We start from the raw sequence: 14726 nt of genomic DNA, 5'->3' as shown, positions 1-14726 counted from the left end.
CGTGATGCTATATCTGCCCATTCTTGTGACTTATTTATGCCTTCTTTAATTCCCCACTCTCAGACCTGAATCCTTACTTGCTATTAATATCTTTTTTCTGGAATGCCCTTCCTGCTGAGGCCTCTATATGCCGCAATTATCAAAAAAGCGAGATTTGCATTGTCGATATCAAACGGAGTGCAAAAAATTATTGGGAATACAGGGTAATTCTGAGTGTGGATGGAGTGAAACAGCCTCTAGAAGTCTACAATTGCCGCGATCGCACTACAGTTAAGAAAGATGGAACTGTTTTGAACTTTGGACAAAACAACCCTGGTGAATTCGTCTGCCGTTTTTTTAATCAGAAATAAGCAAATGAAGTTATTGTAAGGTGCGCTTCGGGCTGAATGTGGCTACCACAAACTCAAGAATTTTTCCCGAAGCGCAGCCTACCTTAGAATTTGCCGTCTACTGCTGACACGCAGCGTTCGCAAATTAACGGATGTTCGATCGACTCGCTGACGTGAGTCGAGTAATTCCAGCAGCGATCGCACTTTTCCCCGTCTGCTTTCACTACACCAATCGCCAACTCAGGAGACTGATAAGTGTACGGCAATTGTTGCAGAATTTCATTGGATTCTACCAGTTCCACTTCCGAAGTAATGAACAAATAGCGCAGTTCGTCTACACCGTTGCCGGTCATTGTAGAATCGTGGGTTGCAGCTATGGAAGCAGGAATTTCTGGTTTGGGTTCGATCGCAACTAATTCTGCTTGCGGGATTTGGGGTGTTTCTACAAACACTTTTTCGGCTGGGGCTGTTTGTGCGATCGCCTGTGTTTCTACAAGCACAAGCGCTGTCTCTACTGGCGGTGCGAGGACGATCGCCTTTGTTTCTGCAAGCACGATCGCGGTTGTCTGGCCCAGCACATCTGCTGTCAGCAAATCAATTTGTAGTGCAATTTCTTGACGGTTGGCCGCAAACAGCAAGTGACGGAAAGCAAACCAGATTGTAAATAAGATGCCGATGACTTCAAAGAGGCCTCCCAACATCGGAATCTGATTCATCGTATCCAAAATCGCCAGCGTTACTCTGCCCGTTACTAACACAGAGGCTAACAGCCCAAGTGTTACCCAAACTTGTTGGTATTCTGTAAAAAAGTTGCCCGCATATTCAGGCAAATTAGCCACAAACTCGGCGCTTCGATCTAAGATTTGCTGCAAATCTAAAGCCGACGGTTCCGGGGCAGAATACTGTATTATCTGAGAAGATCGAGATCCCTTTTCTGCGATCGTTTCCGCCTCAACATAAATTTTGTTTTCTGTCAAGACTTTGGCAACTTTGGCCGCTTGTTCTTCCTGTTTATCTTGTGCTGCTTTTGCTTTCTCCTGTGCCGCTAACTCTATCACTGAATTTTGCGATCGCACATAATCCACCAATTCTTCGCTGCTGGGATTCAAAGCTTGCAATTGCTGTCTTTTTTCCACATCGGGAACGTACAATAAAACCTTAGCTTCCAAAGAAGAACCGATCGCCTTTTCCATCCGGGCTTTTTCCAAAACCTTGTTAACTTCGCCCCGCACTTGCCGCAAATACTGCCAGCGAGTAGCCAATTCTGGATTGTGCCATGAAGCATCAATTTGCACCCAGCCGGCTTCAAACACGGACTTGTAAGGAGTCGGATAGGGAAGGTACTGCCAAATATCCTCAGCCATGTGACACAACACAGGTGCGATCGCCCTTGCTAAATTCTCCACAGCAATTGCAATCACCGTCTGACAACTGCGACGGCGAAGGGTATCTGTCGCACTGATGTAAAGTCTGTCTTTGGCAATATCCAAGTAAAAGTTCGATAAATCCACCGTGCAGAAATTCTGCACAGTTTGGAAAAATCGGGAAAATTGGAAGCTTTCAAAAGCATCCTGGACTTCCGCAAAAACCTCGCACATTCTGTGCAGCATATAGCGGTCGAGTTCCGGCAATTCCTCGTAAGCAACAGCATCTTTCGCCGGATCGAAGTCGTGCAAATTGCCCAGCAAAAACTTAGCTGTATTGCGAATTTTGCGGTAAACATCCGACTGCTGTTTGAGAATGTTTTTGCCCAAAGGCACATCGGCTGAATAGTCTACCGAAGACACCCACAACCGCAAAACATCGGCGCCGTATTCCTTAATTACGACGGCCGGATCGACGACATTTCCTTCAGATTTGCTCTGCTTCCGGCCTTTTTCATCGAGTACAAAACCGTGAGTCAAAACTGTTTTGTAAGGAGCAACGCCGTTAGTTGCTACACTTGTAAGCAAGCTGGATTGAAACCACCCGCGGTGTTGGTCTGAACCTTCCAAATAGATATCAGCAGGATAGTTTAATTCCGATCGACCTTGGGCAACTGCGGCCCAGGAAGAACCCGAGTCAAACCACACATCCATCGTGTCGGTTCCCTTGCGGTAAGTGCGGCCGTTATTGCGGTAAGATTCCGGCAGCAATTCATCGATCGACAATTCCCACCAAGCATCGGAACCTTTCTCGGCAAAGATGGCTTGCACGTGGGCGATCGTTTCTTCATTTAACAGCGGTTCGTTGGTTTCTTCGTCGTAGAATACGGGAATGGGAACGCCCCAAGTCCGCTGGCGAGAAATACACCAATCCGATCGGTCGCCCACCATTGCAGTAATCCGATTTTCCCCTTGGGCGGGAATCCAATTCACATCGGCGATCGCTTTTAGGGCTTCATCTCGGAACCCTTCAACCGACGCAAACCACTGTTCCGTCGCCCGAAAAATTGTTGGTTTTTTGGTGCGCCAATCGTAAGGATAAGAGTGAGCGTAACTTTCCTCTTTAATCAAACAATTTGCTTCGGCAAGGGCATCAATCACTGCGGCATTGCCGTTTCCGAGGACATTTAAACCTGCAAACTGTCCGGCTTCTGCGGTGAAATTTCCGTTCTCGTCTACGGGTGTTAAAACTGGTAAACCGCAGCGTTTTCCTACTATAAAGTCTTCTTGTCCGTGGCCGGGTGCGGTGTGTACTAATCCCGTCCCGGAATCAGCGGTAATGTAGTCGCCGCCGGCAACGATCGGACTTTCGCGATCGAACAGCGGGTGTTTGTAGATGCAACCTTCTAATTCTTTGCCTTTGAAGGTAGCAAGTATTTTTAATTCAGTGTTAAAAGTTGCCGACAGCCGATCGACCGCATCGACAGCTACTAACATAAATTGTTGTGCGATGTGGGAATTTGCCGGCGGTTCCACCACGGCATAAGTCAATTCGGGATTGACTGCGATCGCCAAGTTTGCCGGAATCGTCCAGGGGGTAGTCGTCCAAATCGCCGCCCAGAGGCTCGGCATATAGCGCTGTAGGGGCGGTGCCCCCGTGCCCGCCTTCTTCGTTTGCAAAGATTTTGACAACTTTTTCACATGGAAACCCACGTAGATGCTGCGCGACGTGTGGCCTTCTGGATATTCCAATTCCGCTTCGGCGAGGGCTGTTTTAGAGCTCGGACTCCAGTGAACAGGTTTGAAGCCGCGGTAGATGTAGCCTTTGAGAACCATTTGACCGAAAACGCCGATTTGAGCCGCTTCGTATTCGGGTTTCAGGGTTAAATAGGGGTGTTCCCAGTCGCCCCAAACGCCGTAGCGCTGGAAGGATTCGCGCTGCTGTTCCATTGTTTGCTGCGCGAAGGCGGCGGCTTTGCGGCGGAGTTCGATCGGCGTAAGATTGAGCCGCTCCTCCGATTTCATGTTCTGCAATACTTTAAGTTCGATCGGCAATCCGTGACAATCCCAACCGGGAACGTAGCGGACTTTTTTGCCGCGCAGCATTTGGTAGCGGTTGATAAAGTCTTTAAGGATTTTGTTGAGGGCGTGGCCGATGTGGAGTTGTCCGTTGGCGTAGGGTGGCCCGTCGTGGAGGATGAACAAATCGCCTGGGTTATTTTCCGAAAGGCGATCGTAGATTTCTTGATCTGCCCAAAATTGTTGCAATTCTGGTTCCCGTTTGACGGCGTTGGCGCGCATATCAAACTTGGTCTTGGGCAGGTTTACCGTGTCTTTGTAAGATTTAGCTTCCATTTTTGACAAACTTTTTATGTAGTTAGTTGTTAGTAGTTAGCGGTTATTTGAGAGATGATATCAAGTCCGGTTAAATAATCATAATTAAGTTTCTACTGAGAACTTTTGTTTTCTCTCGTCCTTGAAGTGCTGACAACCAGAAATTCTAGTATAGGCGATCGACCGCACATTTGATCGAACCAAATCCGTAGAGAGCTCTCTCTTCTCTTCCTCTGCGCCCTCTGCGCCCTCTGCGGTTAAATCATTCATAAATCGAGGTGGCGCTACTCAGTCAGCCAACTGAACATTTGACCGACAGTGAGATTAAAGGATGCGGCAAAGGTTGGAACAGGGATGCGATCGCCCGGTTCTTCAAAAACTGCTATGGTGCGATCGCGGTCTAACTCGTTTGACGGCGAGTCCGACAGGGATTGAAATCCCTGTCTCATAGCGCAAGTCCTCTGCAAGAGGACTGAGGAGGTTGATTAACGTGAAATGCGAAACTCAACATCAAGTTGAATTTAGACTTGCAGTCGGTTTTAACCGACTTTCGCTATGAGACAGGGAATTCATTCCCTGTCGGACTGTCGGGCTAGGGCAAGTAAAAACCCCTCATAGAAATACTCCCAATCCGCGGCTAACGGCATTTCCCATACGATCGCACAATGACGCGGCCGGCACTCCCTGTCCTTGCTGTTCCCATTTTTCCACGAGTTGGCGGCCCAGGGGCGTAAGGCGAAAACTGTCGGTAATCCCTTGTCCGTCTACTTCCCGCCGCAACACGCCGACTTGGATCAGCCAGAGTAGGGAGTTTTCGGCTACGAGTTCGGATACGGGCGATCGAGTGTAGCCGCTTTCGACACCGGAATTTGAGGCGATCGCAGTTAGGAAAACACTGTTATCGCGGATGGTCTGGAAGAAGTGTAATTGAAAAGGGGAACAGCGGACGGCGCGATCGGCTCTTTTGACAGTGCGATCGGGATAACTAATAGATTTAAACGCTTCGGATGGGATAAAAGTCATTGAGAGAACCTCTGAATAGGTATTATATTTTTAATTGTTACAGATATAGGTAGGGACACGGCAATGCCGTGTCCTAACAGGTAGGGACTTATTATGACCGATACACTAAATAATATCAACAAGTTTGTTGAATACGTTCGTACTTTGAAGGGAGACGAGAAAGGGGAAGCTCAGGTATTCTGCGATCGCCTGTTTCAAGCCTTCGGTCATGCGGGCTACAAGGAAGCGGGAGCCGAACTAGAATTTCGGGTAAAGGCGAAAGGCAAAACTACGAAATTTGCTGATTTGCTGTGGCGGCCCCGGTTGTTGCTGGAGATGAAAAAACGGGGCGAAAAACTGGAAAAACACTATCAGCAAGCCTTTGAATATTGGCTGGAGCTAGTGCCGCAACGTCCTAAATATGTGGTTCTTTGCAACTTTGATGAATTTTGGATTTATGACTTCGATTTACAACTGCGCGAACCTGTAGACCGCGTAAATCTGCAAAAGTTACCCCATCGCTTAACAGCCTTTAACTTTCTTTTTCCCGAAAATCGCCAGCCTTTATTCAATAACAACCAAATTGATGTCACAAGAACGGCTGCTGACAAAGTTGCTCTAGTTTTCAATCGGTTAGTAGAGCGTGGCGAAAAAGTAGAAACGGCTCAAAGATTTATCCTTCAGTGTGTAGTAGCATTATTTGCTGAAGATATCGATTTGTTGCCGCGCGGTTTATTCACCGAGTTTTTAGGTGATTGCCAGAGGAATCGAGTCAGTTCCTACGACTTGATTGGGGGATTGTTTCGGCAAATGGGGAGCGCTCGCCCCGCACCTAAAGACAGCCGTTATCGGGATGTATCATATTTTAATGGCGGTATCTTTTCAGTTGTGGAACCCATCGCCCTGACTCGCAGCGAAATCGATCTGCTATTGGAGGCAGCAAAGGAACGGTGGTCAAAGGTAGAACCTGCGATTTTTGGCGCGTTGTTTGAGTCCAGTATGGGCAAAAAAGAACGTCATGCGTTGGGCGCCCATTATACCAGCGAGGCAGACATTCAAAAAGTAGTTTTACCTACCATTATACGCCCGTGGCGAGAACGGATTGAAGATGCGAAGACGCTGAAAGATTTGTTGGCACTGCGGCAAGAATTGCTCGATTTTAAAGTGCTCGATCCTGCCTGTGGCAGCGGTAATTTTCTCTATGTTGCTTATCGGGAACTGAAGCGGCTAGAGGCACAATTGCTAACCAAGATTCATGAGAATTTCTCTCGTGCTGCTAATGCGATTGGTACGATGTCGCTAGTGAAGACAAGCCAGTTTTATGGCATTGATATCAAACCATTTGCCGTGGAATTAGCAAAAGTGACGCTGATGCTTGCCAAAAAGTTAGCCTTAGATGAAGAAAACCAGTTGCTCAATGTTGTACAGTTGAACCTGGCACTGGAATTAGAGCAAGCATTACCTCTCGATAATCTCGATCGCAATATCCGCTGTGATGATGCCCTGTTTTGCGAGTGGGAACAAGTTGATGTAATTATTGGAAATCCTCCATTTTTGGGTGGTAAGCAGATGCGCTTGGTTTTGGGTGATGAATATATCGATCGCATCTTTGCTAAATTTCCAGAAGTAAAAGATTCTGTGGATTTTTGCACCTATTGGTTCCGTCTTGCCCATCAACATTTAGGAGAAAATTGCCGCGCTGGTTTAGTCGCCACCAATTCCATTTCTCAGGGTAAAAGTCGTAAAGCTGCCCTAGATTACATCGCCCAAAATGGCGGCTGCATTTACGATGCCATCTCCACACAACCTTGGTCTGGTGAAGCTAAAGTACATATCAGTATTATCAACTGGCTCAAAACCTCTGACGCTCAAGAATTAACCTACCGTATCGATCACACAATTGTCTCAAATATTAACTCTTCTCTGAAAGCCGAGGTTGACGTTTCTCAAGCAGTGCGACTGAAGGCAAATCTTAACTGGTGCTTTCAAGGTGTCACTCCAATTGGTAAAGGATTTATAGTTACTAAGCAACAGGTTAAAGCTTGGATTGGTATCAACCCCATTAATCAAGAAGTTCTTAAGCTTTTTTCGACAGGTGATAATTTAACAAAAAACTCTAACTGCTTACCCGATCGCTGGATTATTGATTTTTATAATATGAGTATTGAAGATGCTAGTGACTATACACTTCCTTTTGAACACTTAAAACTAACAGTTAAACCTGAAAGAGACAAAAATCGTAGAGATACTTATAAAAATAATTGGTGGAGACATGGTGAAAGTAGACCTGCTTTAAAAAAAGAGCTGATCTCCCTATCGTGCTACTTTGCAGTACCAGAAACTTCAAAGTGGGCAATTTATGCAGTTTGTCCGTCTAGTTGGCTTCCAGGTAATGCTGTGCGAGCAGTAGTTTCAGATGACTTTTATGTTCTTGGTATCCTAACTTCAAATCTACATCGCCAATGGGTCAAAGCGCAAAGCTCAACCCTTAAAGCGGATACACGTTACACTAACAGCACTTGTTTTGAAACATTTCCCTTTCCCCAAAATTGCCCAGAAAAAACCAAAACTGAAATTCGAGCAGCCATGCAGGTTCTCCATGACTACCGCACCGAGTATATGGAGCGCAAACAGTGCGGCATTACCCAACTATACAACCAATTTTTTGATGAACCCGCCAGCCAACTTGCCAAACTCCATGCCCAATTAGACCAACTCGTTTGCAAAGCCTACGGTATCAAAGCCAACCAAGACCCCTTAAAGTTTCTATTAGAATTAAATTTTGAAGTTGCACAGCGAGAAACTGAGGGATTACCGGTTATCGCTCCCTGTTTGCCACCTGTTGTATAAAATCCCAGTGAATTCATTACAGACGATTTTTTAATTTTTGTTGCAATAGCGATGGGGTTTGAGCTTTCAATTGGCGAGCAAATTCTGCATCTGCTTCGATTGCAGAGCGAATTTCATCTCGACGATCGTGATAATAGGCTAAAGCTGCATAGATGTCAGATAAAGTAATACTCGGATAGTGATAGAGAATTTCGTCTGGTGACATTCCCATTTGTTCGTGCCAAACAACTATATCCTGAACTCGGATGCGATGTCCGGCGATACGGGGTTTTCCCCCACAGATTCCTGGGGTGATTTCGATATGTTCTTTAATGACTGCGATCGACATGGTAGGGAATTAATATAGGATGTGTCTTCTATTTTATGACAGGTTAGACGAGTTTGGCTGTAAAAGCCATTTTAGGCGATCGCTTTTCTGAGTTGCAAAGGCTATACTCCAAATGTTGAAATAGCCAACCAGGGAGCATATTAATGCGGACTTAACTAATCATCCCCTCAATTTCTGGATCGGTAAACCCAAATTGCCTGAAAATCCGCAACACATAAGCCGGGGACATTTCCCCAGCACCCATATCAATCGGAACAATCCTTTTTCGGCCTTCTATTTCACGCATATACAAACTATGATCCCCTTTCCCCTCTCGGTAAAACTGACATCCGTTTTCTTCTAAAATCTTAATTAATGCTTTAGGTTTTAAAGATGGAAGGTTTTTAGGCATAAACTTTTCTTAGTTCATAAATGTCTGAGGCTTCTGCATCTTCTAAAGTCAGAAATTCGTGCAATTCATTAATAGCAAGAGGACAGAGATAAACATCAGACTCTGATTCATATACTTCGGAAAATGACTCAATAGCTTGTTTAAGTTTATCAATAGATTGTTCGGGAGTGTTTCCTTGTCCCACTAATCCATTCTCCAAACACAACGCCACCCAATAATTGGCACTCTTTCTGATAATTACAGTGTAAAAGTCTATCATATTTTACTTAGTTCATCAAGTTTAATAGCGTCAGCAAATTCGGAGGACACGCCCATAATTTAACACGCGATCGCCCGCAAGTCAAGGCGGAGAATCACCCAACCGAACTATTGCAGAGTGCTGAGATTCCGTTTCCGGCACTCAATCCCGTATCCCGCATTTAAGACACAACAGCAGCACAAAATCAACTAAAATATCTTTATCAATCGCAAGGGAAACAAAACTATGACATTACCAGTTGGGTGCGCTGCCCCTCAGTTTACCGCCAAAGACACAAACGGCAACACCGTCTCCCTCTCCGACTTCACCGGTAAAACCGTCATCTTGTATTTCTACCCTAAAGATGACACCCCCGGCTGCACCAGACAAGCCCAAAGCTTCAAAGCAGCTTATGAAGAATACAAAGGCAAAGATTTAGTAATTCTCGGTGTCAGCCGAGACAACGAGGAATCGCACCAAAAGTTCACAGAAAAATACGGTTTGCCTTTCCAACTATTAGCAGATGTTGATGGCACGATTACCAAAGCTTACGATGTCGAGAATGTCGAGAAAGGCGGTTATGCCAAGCGAGTTACTTTCGTCATCGACGGTACCGGCAAAATCATTCAGGTTTATGAAGGAGAAAATCTGAAAGTTGACTCTCACGCTCAAGATATTCTTGTCACCATAGTTTAGTCGAAGTTTAGCCGATCGCACTAACATTCCTGGACGCACCAAACGGCTAAAAACCCGGTTCCTTCCTAGATGCCTCGTTGCTATAGGCAATATTCTCCTAGGAACCGGGTTTTTTTCGTAAGTCCTGACTCAGGAAGTGAGGGGTCAAGGGTACAGGGGGAAGCAACTTACTCGAACTAAATTCCTTCCCTCAAAACTTGCACCACAAATCCCCTCAACCAGGCATATATTCCGTTAAGGTGCTTATTGTACGCCTAAAGTGAGATTTGTGGCGCAACTCCCGCCAATAATTAAAAACTTGCTGTAAAAGGCATTAACCGCCCGTAGGCTGAATCTAGGGGCGATTTTATCCTGGTTCAGGTCATTGTGTTTGATAAAATCAGAAGTTATCCTTGCTTTAGCTGAATAATTAAGTAGGTAGGGGGATATATAATGACAAACAGCAACATTATTTTAAGTTACTTAGGCCCGCGAGAAATTGAGGTCAATAGAGCCGCTGTCTTACTTGGCACTTTTGACAAAAATTTAGTGGCAGCGATTTCAGCAACAGAAGGCTCAAATGCCCTGAATGTAGGGATAAATCTCTCTAGAGGCATTTGGAACATCAGTTTAGAAAAAGGATTCGATAGCGCAGGAACTCGCACACTGCAGGTAAAGGCAACTGATAAGACCGGCAAAGTTATCGGACAACAAACAATTAACATCAAAGTTAATCCGGCTTCTCAGTCACCCGCTCAATTTTTCACGTTAATTACTCTCAGAGATACCGCATTCAAAGTCGGAACACTGCCCGCAAGCAATCTCAACAACCTGCAAAAAGCGGAAATACCAGCAGGTAAAACTTATCAAATTAGGGACTACGAGTTAGAAGACGGACACCTGAATGTTCAACTAAATAATCCAATTCCTCCGGTGGGAACCTCTGGCTTTTTCTACGAAAAACACGTCCTCATAACCAAAGGCGCACAAATTCTCATATTCGATCGCGCCGAGTTGCCGGCCCCGCCGCCTGGAATGCAGTTACTGTGGGTTATCAAAAAGACCTGGTTAAAGCTCAATCCCACAGATTCTGCAACTTTAGGAGCAACTCAGAAATTACAATTTAACCTGGGAGAAACTTTCAATATTCTCGGATACGCTTGCGTGGAAAACCATTTCCGAGTAGCTTTTGCTCGGGCAGTTCCTAACTTAGGAACTTCGGGATTTCTGTACTGGCAGCACGTCCAAATTTTGCGAGACGGCAGGGGAATTGAGTATGATAGAAATGCAGTTACGATGACAATCATCAAAACGACTGTGTTTAAAAAGCGGCCGCTAAATGCCGCTAGCCTGCCACCCCAAGAAAAAATTACCTTGCCGGCGGGAATGATTTACGGAATTGCCGGATTCTCGATCGAACAAAGCCACATTAAAGTCTCCCTGACCGAGAATTTGCCGCAATTTGGCAATACGGGTTTCATTTATCCCGATTTTGTGCAATTCAGCCGCGGTGGCAAATCTTTCAATCCCGCTCCGAATTTAACTTATCAAGGGCCGTCAGAAGTTTTGGTAAATCAGCCGATCGTCCTTCGGGGTACTTTTGACCGAGAAAAAACAGCAAAAATTGAGGTGATAGCTGAGGATACATTTCCCCTAAGCGTCACGCTAAACCAAGAGGCCAGCACTTGGCAAGTTAATTTGTCTAAAGGATTTAGCGTAGCGGGAGCTCGGTGGCTCAGGTTGCGGGCAACTGACAGCAAAGGCAACGTTACTGGCAGCCAAATAATTTACATTACCGTAAGTTCCGATCCGCTAACTGTGGGACAAGGTTTGACCTTAAAAATAGTTTCTGACACTTTGTTTAAGGTAGCTCCGCTTGATTCTTCCCGGCTCAACAATCAGCAAAAAGTTTTTGTCAAAGCAGGCCAGACTTTGACGGTTAGCAGATACGGATTTATTGACGGGCATCTCAAGGTGGTTGTGGATTCAGCAATTTCGCCGATCGGCACTTTTGGCTATTTTTACGAACCCGACGTTCAGTTGACCAAAGGTACTCAAATCCTAAAATTTAACCTGGCTGACGTACCGAATAGCAACGTCAGCGCTCAACTGTTGGTAATTCAAACAACTCAGATTAAAGCTCAACCCGAAGATTCATCTAAACTGCCTGCAAATCAAGTTGCTCAAATAACTTTAGGCAGCACCTATGCCATCACTGGTTATGCCTGCATTTTGGGGCATTTCCGAGTAACTCTCGCCGAATCAATTCCCGGTTTCGGCAATATCGGATTTATTTATTGGCAGGACGTTAAAATTAAAAAAGACGGCAAAGAAGTTGCCTTTGACCCCAGTGCTTTGACGATGACAATCCTGCAAGCAACTGTGTTTAAAAAACGGCCGGTAGATTCTGCTAGCTTGAGCAGTACCGAGAGAACTACGCTGCCTTTAGGTCGAGTTTACGGCGTGAACAGCTACGGTGCGGAAGGATCTCACCTGAAAGTTTCCCTGACTGAAGAACTGCCGAATTTTGGCAATACAGGTTATGTTTTTCCTAGTTTTGTTCAGTTCAAGCGGGGAGATAAAATTTTCGATCCGGTTCCGAACAATGTGGAATTGAACGTGCCGTATTTTTCGCAGCGGGACAATCCGCGTTTTGACTGGTCTACTTGCAACGTAACTTCGATCGCGATGGTATTTTATTACTACGGCGTTCGTTCTGAGTGGGGCGGACAGTTGGAGGATGAGTTGTTGCAGTGGTGTTTCGACTATGCCGGCCAGGGTTCTCAAACCGATCACAGCGTGCTTTCGGCGCTGATTCAGGCTTACGGGTTTAAGACGAGTTTTAGTACGACTCGCACGTGGGCCTCGGTGCGATCGGAATTGCTGAATCGGCGGCCAGTAGTTTTAGCAGGAGATTTTACTGCGGCCGGTCATATTCTGACTGTAATTGGCTACAATTCTCAGGGTTATATCGTGCAAGATCCTTGGGGAGATGCACTCACTGGTTACAGCGATACTGAGGGGAGAAAGTTGATGTATCCCTACAGTTATGTCAATCAAGTTGCTGGGCCAGATGGGAATGTTTGGGCGCATTTTATCTCTCGCTAATCTACTCTACTTTTGGCAATTTGTGAGGCACTACCGCTATTAGTAAGGTGTGCATAACAGCTATTCGTAAGGTACTTAATGCACACCCTACCTAAATTAGGAAATCTTGCGCTTAATTTTGCGTTTTGCTGCGCCAATACCTAAAAAGCTCAATCCTAGTAAAGTACCGAACCAAGTAGAAGGTTCAGGTACAGCCTCAAACGAGCCTTTAATGGCGATCGCATCGTTAGCGCACTCGGCAAAAAAGTTAGCAATATAGTTCCCCGAAGGCATTGAGGATTTATTGAAACTGAATCCAATTGTTTGAGAACCTACTGCATTAAACTGACCGAAATCAAGACCGAGGACGCTCAAAGTTGCTGGCGTTAAAAAATTGATTTCTCCTACTTTTGTACCCGTAGCAATTGAGTTGAGAATAGTCGAGTTTCCGGTTTGTTGAAAATAGGGGTCTGTGGCCGCTAAATCGCCCATTGATGGGGTGCCGCCTTGAGATGCAACTACCGTATTGAATTGATTTAAATTGGTAAAGCCAGAGTTAGTTTGCGTAACGCTTTTAGCGGTAACATTCGTGTAAACGCCTGTTGTCGCGACGCCTGAGTCATTTCCGGCGGCAAAGCGGATACCAAACAAGCTGCCGTTTGCGTTAGCTGTATTGAAGTTTTGACCGGAAAAATTGAAGAATAAATCGCCGTAGTTGATGTTGCCTCTTTGAGCTAGTGGGTCGGCATATCCTGCTAAACTTAGATTAGAATTGATGGCGATGAAAGCTGTATCTGATGTTTCTTTGATGGCGATGCCGTAAAATTCAAATTCCCCGCCGCCGATTTGGGGCCCTGTCACGCCGTCGTTGAAGGAATCGATCGCATAATTCCAGCCATGAGATAGCGTTGCTGCTGTAGCTTTTTGTTGCTGTAGTGCGAAAAGGGCACAGAAAATAGCCAGTGAGTAAGTCCAGTGGATGCTGTTTTTAGCAATGGATTTCATAAAATGCTCCCTGGGAATCATTGTTAAATTGTCAAGTCTGCTCGCTCGACAGTTTTTAATTTTTAGTAAATCATACCTTCGGGCCGAACTTCTTAAAGTTTTGCTAAGGATTTGGTCGGGCAATTGCATCATATTAAATAGATTGCTTAAAACACCCAACCAATGCCAGTAGCTACATATAGCAATCCTCGCACCAGTTGTAAAAATATGTAGGGGTAGTGCTAAGAGTGCCTACCCCACCCAAGGCGGGGCAACCGGGCGTGGGTTTTGCCCCTACAAGAATTACACAACTTACTTAGGATTGCTATACAGGACTTACGCAGGCACAGTATTGTAGTGGGGCTGGATAAGTCCTGTAGGTGCAAATAAACCGACTACCGGGTTTGGGCGGTTGAGAACAGCAATAAACTGCCTGCTAGTCGAGATATAGGCGGTACCCGCCTCTACAAGATATTATTATTTTTTCCTGCCGATCGACTTAATTGATTTTTTATCAATTACCAATTAATTTTGACAATTGAGGGCGTGATGTTGTAGATGCCGAGGCCGGATTTTATTAATAATTCGATCGTTTGATTAATAATTTTCATACATTGTCTTTCATCGCCAGCCCTGTTCCATATACCTCTCCAATAATTATTGTGGAACAGGCATCCTGCCTGTTCAAGACAGGCTTTGCTGGAGATGTCTAATAATTATAATTACCTTGGTTGGGATGACTTCATTCCTCAAACTCCTCAAATGCCGATCGCGCACAACAATTTTACTAAATTTACCATAAGCGTTCAACCCAACAGGCTCTCAATTGAGCGTCAAAACTGTGAATCACCACTTTTTCTGTAAGTGCCGCCCAAAGCGAGAATTGGATAATCAAAAAAAATCATACGGCAAGAACGATCGCACGTTTTTAGAACACGCAATCAACTTCCGGCCCTACATCCGCTGCAGGCATCGTGGGTTCTTTCTAACTCGGTCGGTGGTTTCTGCACTCTTATGCGCTGCATAAATCGATCAAATTTTTAAATGCTATTAATATATCGCCGACAGGTAAGGATTCAGGTGAAAAATAGTGAGAGTAAGAGCCGAGAAATATGGTAATGTAGTCAGATGAGCGAAAAATCAG

At 45.3% G+C, this 14726-nt stretch carries 10 protein-coding genes; 3 read left to right on the top strand and 7 right to left on the bottom strand.

Annotation, left to right across the window (positions count from 1 at the left end; translation table 11 throughout):
- Nucleotides 1–433: 433 nt before the first annotated feature.
- From ileS to QUB06_RS32045, 3 genes are all read right to left on the bottom strand, one after another.
- Nucleotides 434–4048, bottom strand: a complete 3615-nt coding sequence (gene ileS / locus QUB06_RS32055; RefSeq protein ID WP_333438716.1) for an isoleucine--tRNA ligase — start codon at nucleotides 4046–4048, stop codon at nucleotides 434–436.
- Between the two features lie 263 nt (nucleotides 4049–4311).
- Nucleotides 4312–4476: a hypothetical protein gene (locus tag QUB06_RS32050; RefSeq protein ID WP_333438715.1), complete on the bottom strand. Its 165-nt coding sequence runs from the start codon at nucleotides 4474–4476 to the stop codon at nucleotides 4312–4314.
- Nucleotides 4477–4639: 163 nt separating this feature from the next.
- Nucleotides 4640–5050, bottom strand: coding sequence for an Npun_F0494 family protein (locus QUB06_RS32045; RefSeq protein WP_333214647.1), 411 nt, complete (start codon nucleotides 5048–5050; stop codon nucleotides 4640–4642).
- Nucleotides 5051–5143: 93 nt separating this feature from the next.
- On the opposite strand from QUB06_RS32045, the gene QUB06_RS32040 reads away from it, so the two are divergent.
- Nucleotides 5144–7879, top strand: a complete 2736-nt coding sequence (locus QUB06_RS32040; protein WP_333438714.1) for a DNA methyltransferase — start codon at nucleotides 5144–5146, stop codon at nucleotides 7877–7879.
- Between the two features lie 16 nt (nucleotides 7880–7895).
- Here the strand turns inward: QUB06_RS32040 and QUB06_RS32035 are convergent, their stop codons facing one another.
- The 3 genes from QUB06_RS32035 to QUB06_RS32025 form a co-directional block, all read right to left on the bottom strand.
- Nucleotides 7896–8207: a DUF433 domain-containing protein gene (locus QUB06_RS32035; RefSeq protein ID WP_194061062.1), complete on the bottom strand. Its 312-nt coding sequence runs from the start codon at nucleotides 8205–8207 to the stop codon at nucleotides 7896–7898.
- A 151-nt stretch (nucleotides 8208–8358) separates the two neighbouring features.
- On the bottom strand, nucleotides 8359–8598 hold the full coding sequence (locus QUB06_RS32030) for a type II toxin-antitoxin system HicA family toxin (RefSeq protein ID WP_333438713.1): 240 nt from the start codon (nucleotides 8596–8598) through the stop codon (nucleotides 8359–8361).
- Nucleotides 8591–8857 (bottom strand): hypothetical protein, encoded by a 267-nt coding sequence (locus tag QUB06_RS32025; RefSeq protein ID WP_333438712.1) that lies wholly within the window; start codon nucleotides 8855–8857, stop codon nucleotides 8591–8593. The genes QUB06_RS32030 and QUB06_RS32025 overlap by 8 nt, the downstream gene beginning before the upstream one ends.
- A gap of 225 nt (nucleotides 8858–9082) precedes the next feature.
- Here QUB06_RS32025 and QUB06_RS32020 point away from each other — a divergent pair, with 225 nt between their 5' ends.
- Nucleotides 9083–9532 carry a peroxiredoxin gene (locus QUB06_RS32020; protein WP_333438711.1) on the top strand — a complete coding sequence of 150 codons (450 nt, stop codon included), beginning with the start codon at nucleotides 9083–9085 and terminating at the stop codon, nucleotides 9530–9532.
- Between the two features lie 432 nt (nucleotides 9533–9964).
- Nucleotides 9965–12619 (top strand): C39 family peptidase, encoded by a 2655-nt coding sequence (locus QUB06_RS32015; protein WP_333438710.1) that lies wholly within the window; start codon nucleotides 9965–9967, stop codon nucleotides 12617–12619.
- Between the two features lie 96 nt (nucleotides 12620–12715).
- Here QUB06_RS32015 and QUB06_RS32010 read toward each other — a convergent pair whose 3' ends face one another.
- Complete coding sequence (locus QUB06_RS32010; protein ID WP_333438709.1) at nucleotides 12716–13603, bottom strand: PEP-CTERM sorting domain-containing protein; 888 nt, start codon at nucleotides 13601–13603, stop codon at nucleotides 12716–12718.
- Between the last annotated feature and the right edge of the window lie 1123 nt (nucleotides 13604–14726).

The organism is Microcoleus sp. D2_18a_D3 (genome assembly GCF_036702455.1).
Classification (GTDB): domain Bacteria; phylum Cyanobacteriota; class Cyanobacteriia; order Cyanobacteriales; family Microcoleaceae; genus Microcoleus.
This window is presented reverse-complemented; position numbering and strand designations above follow the sequence as displayed.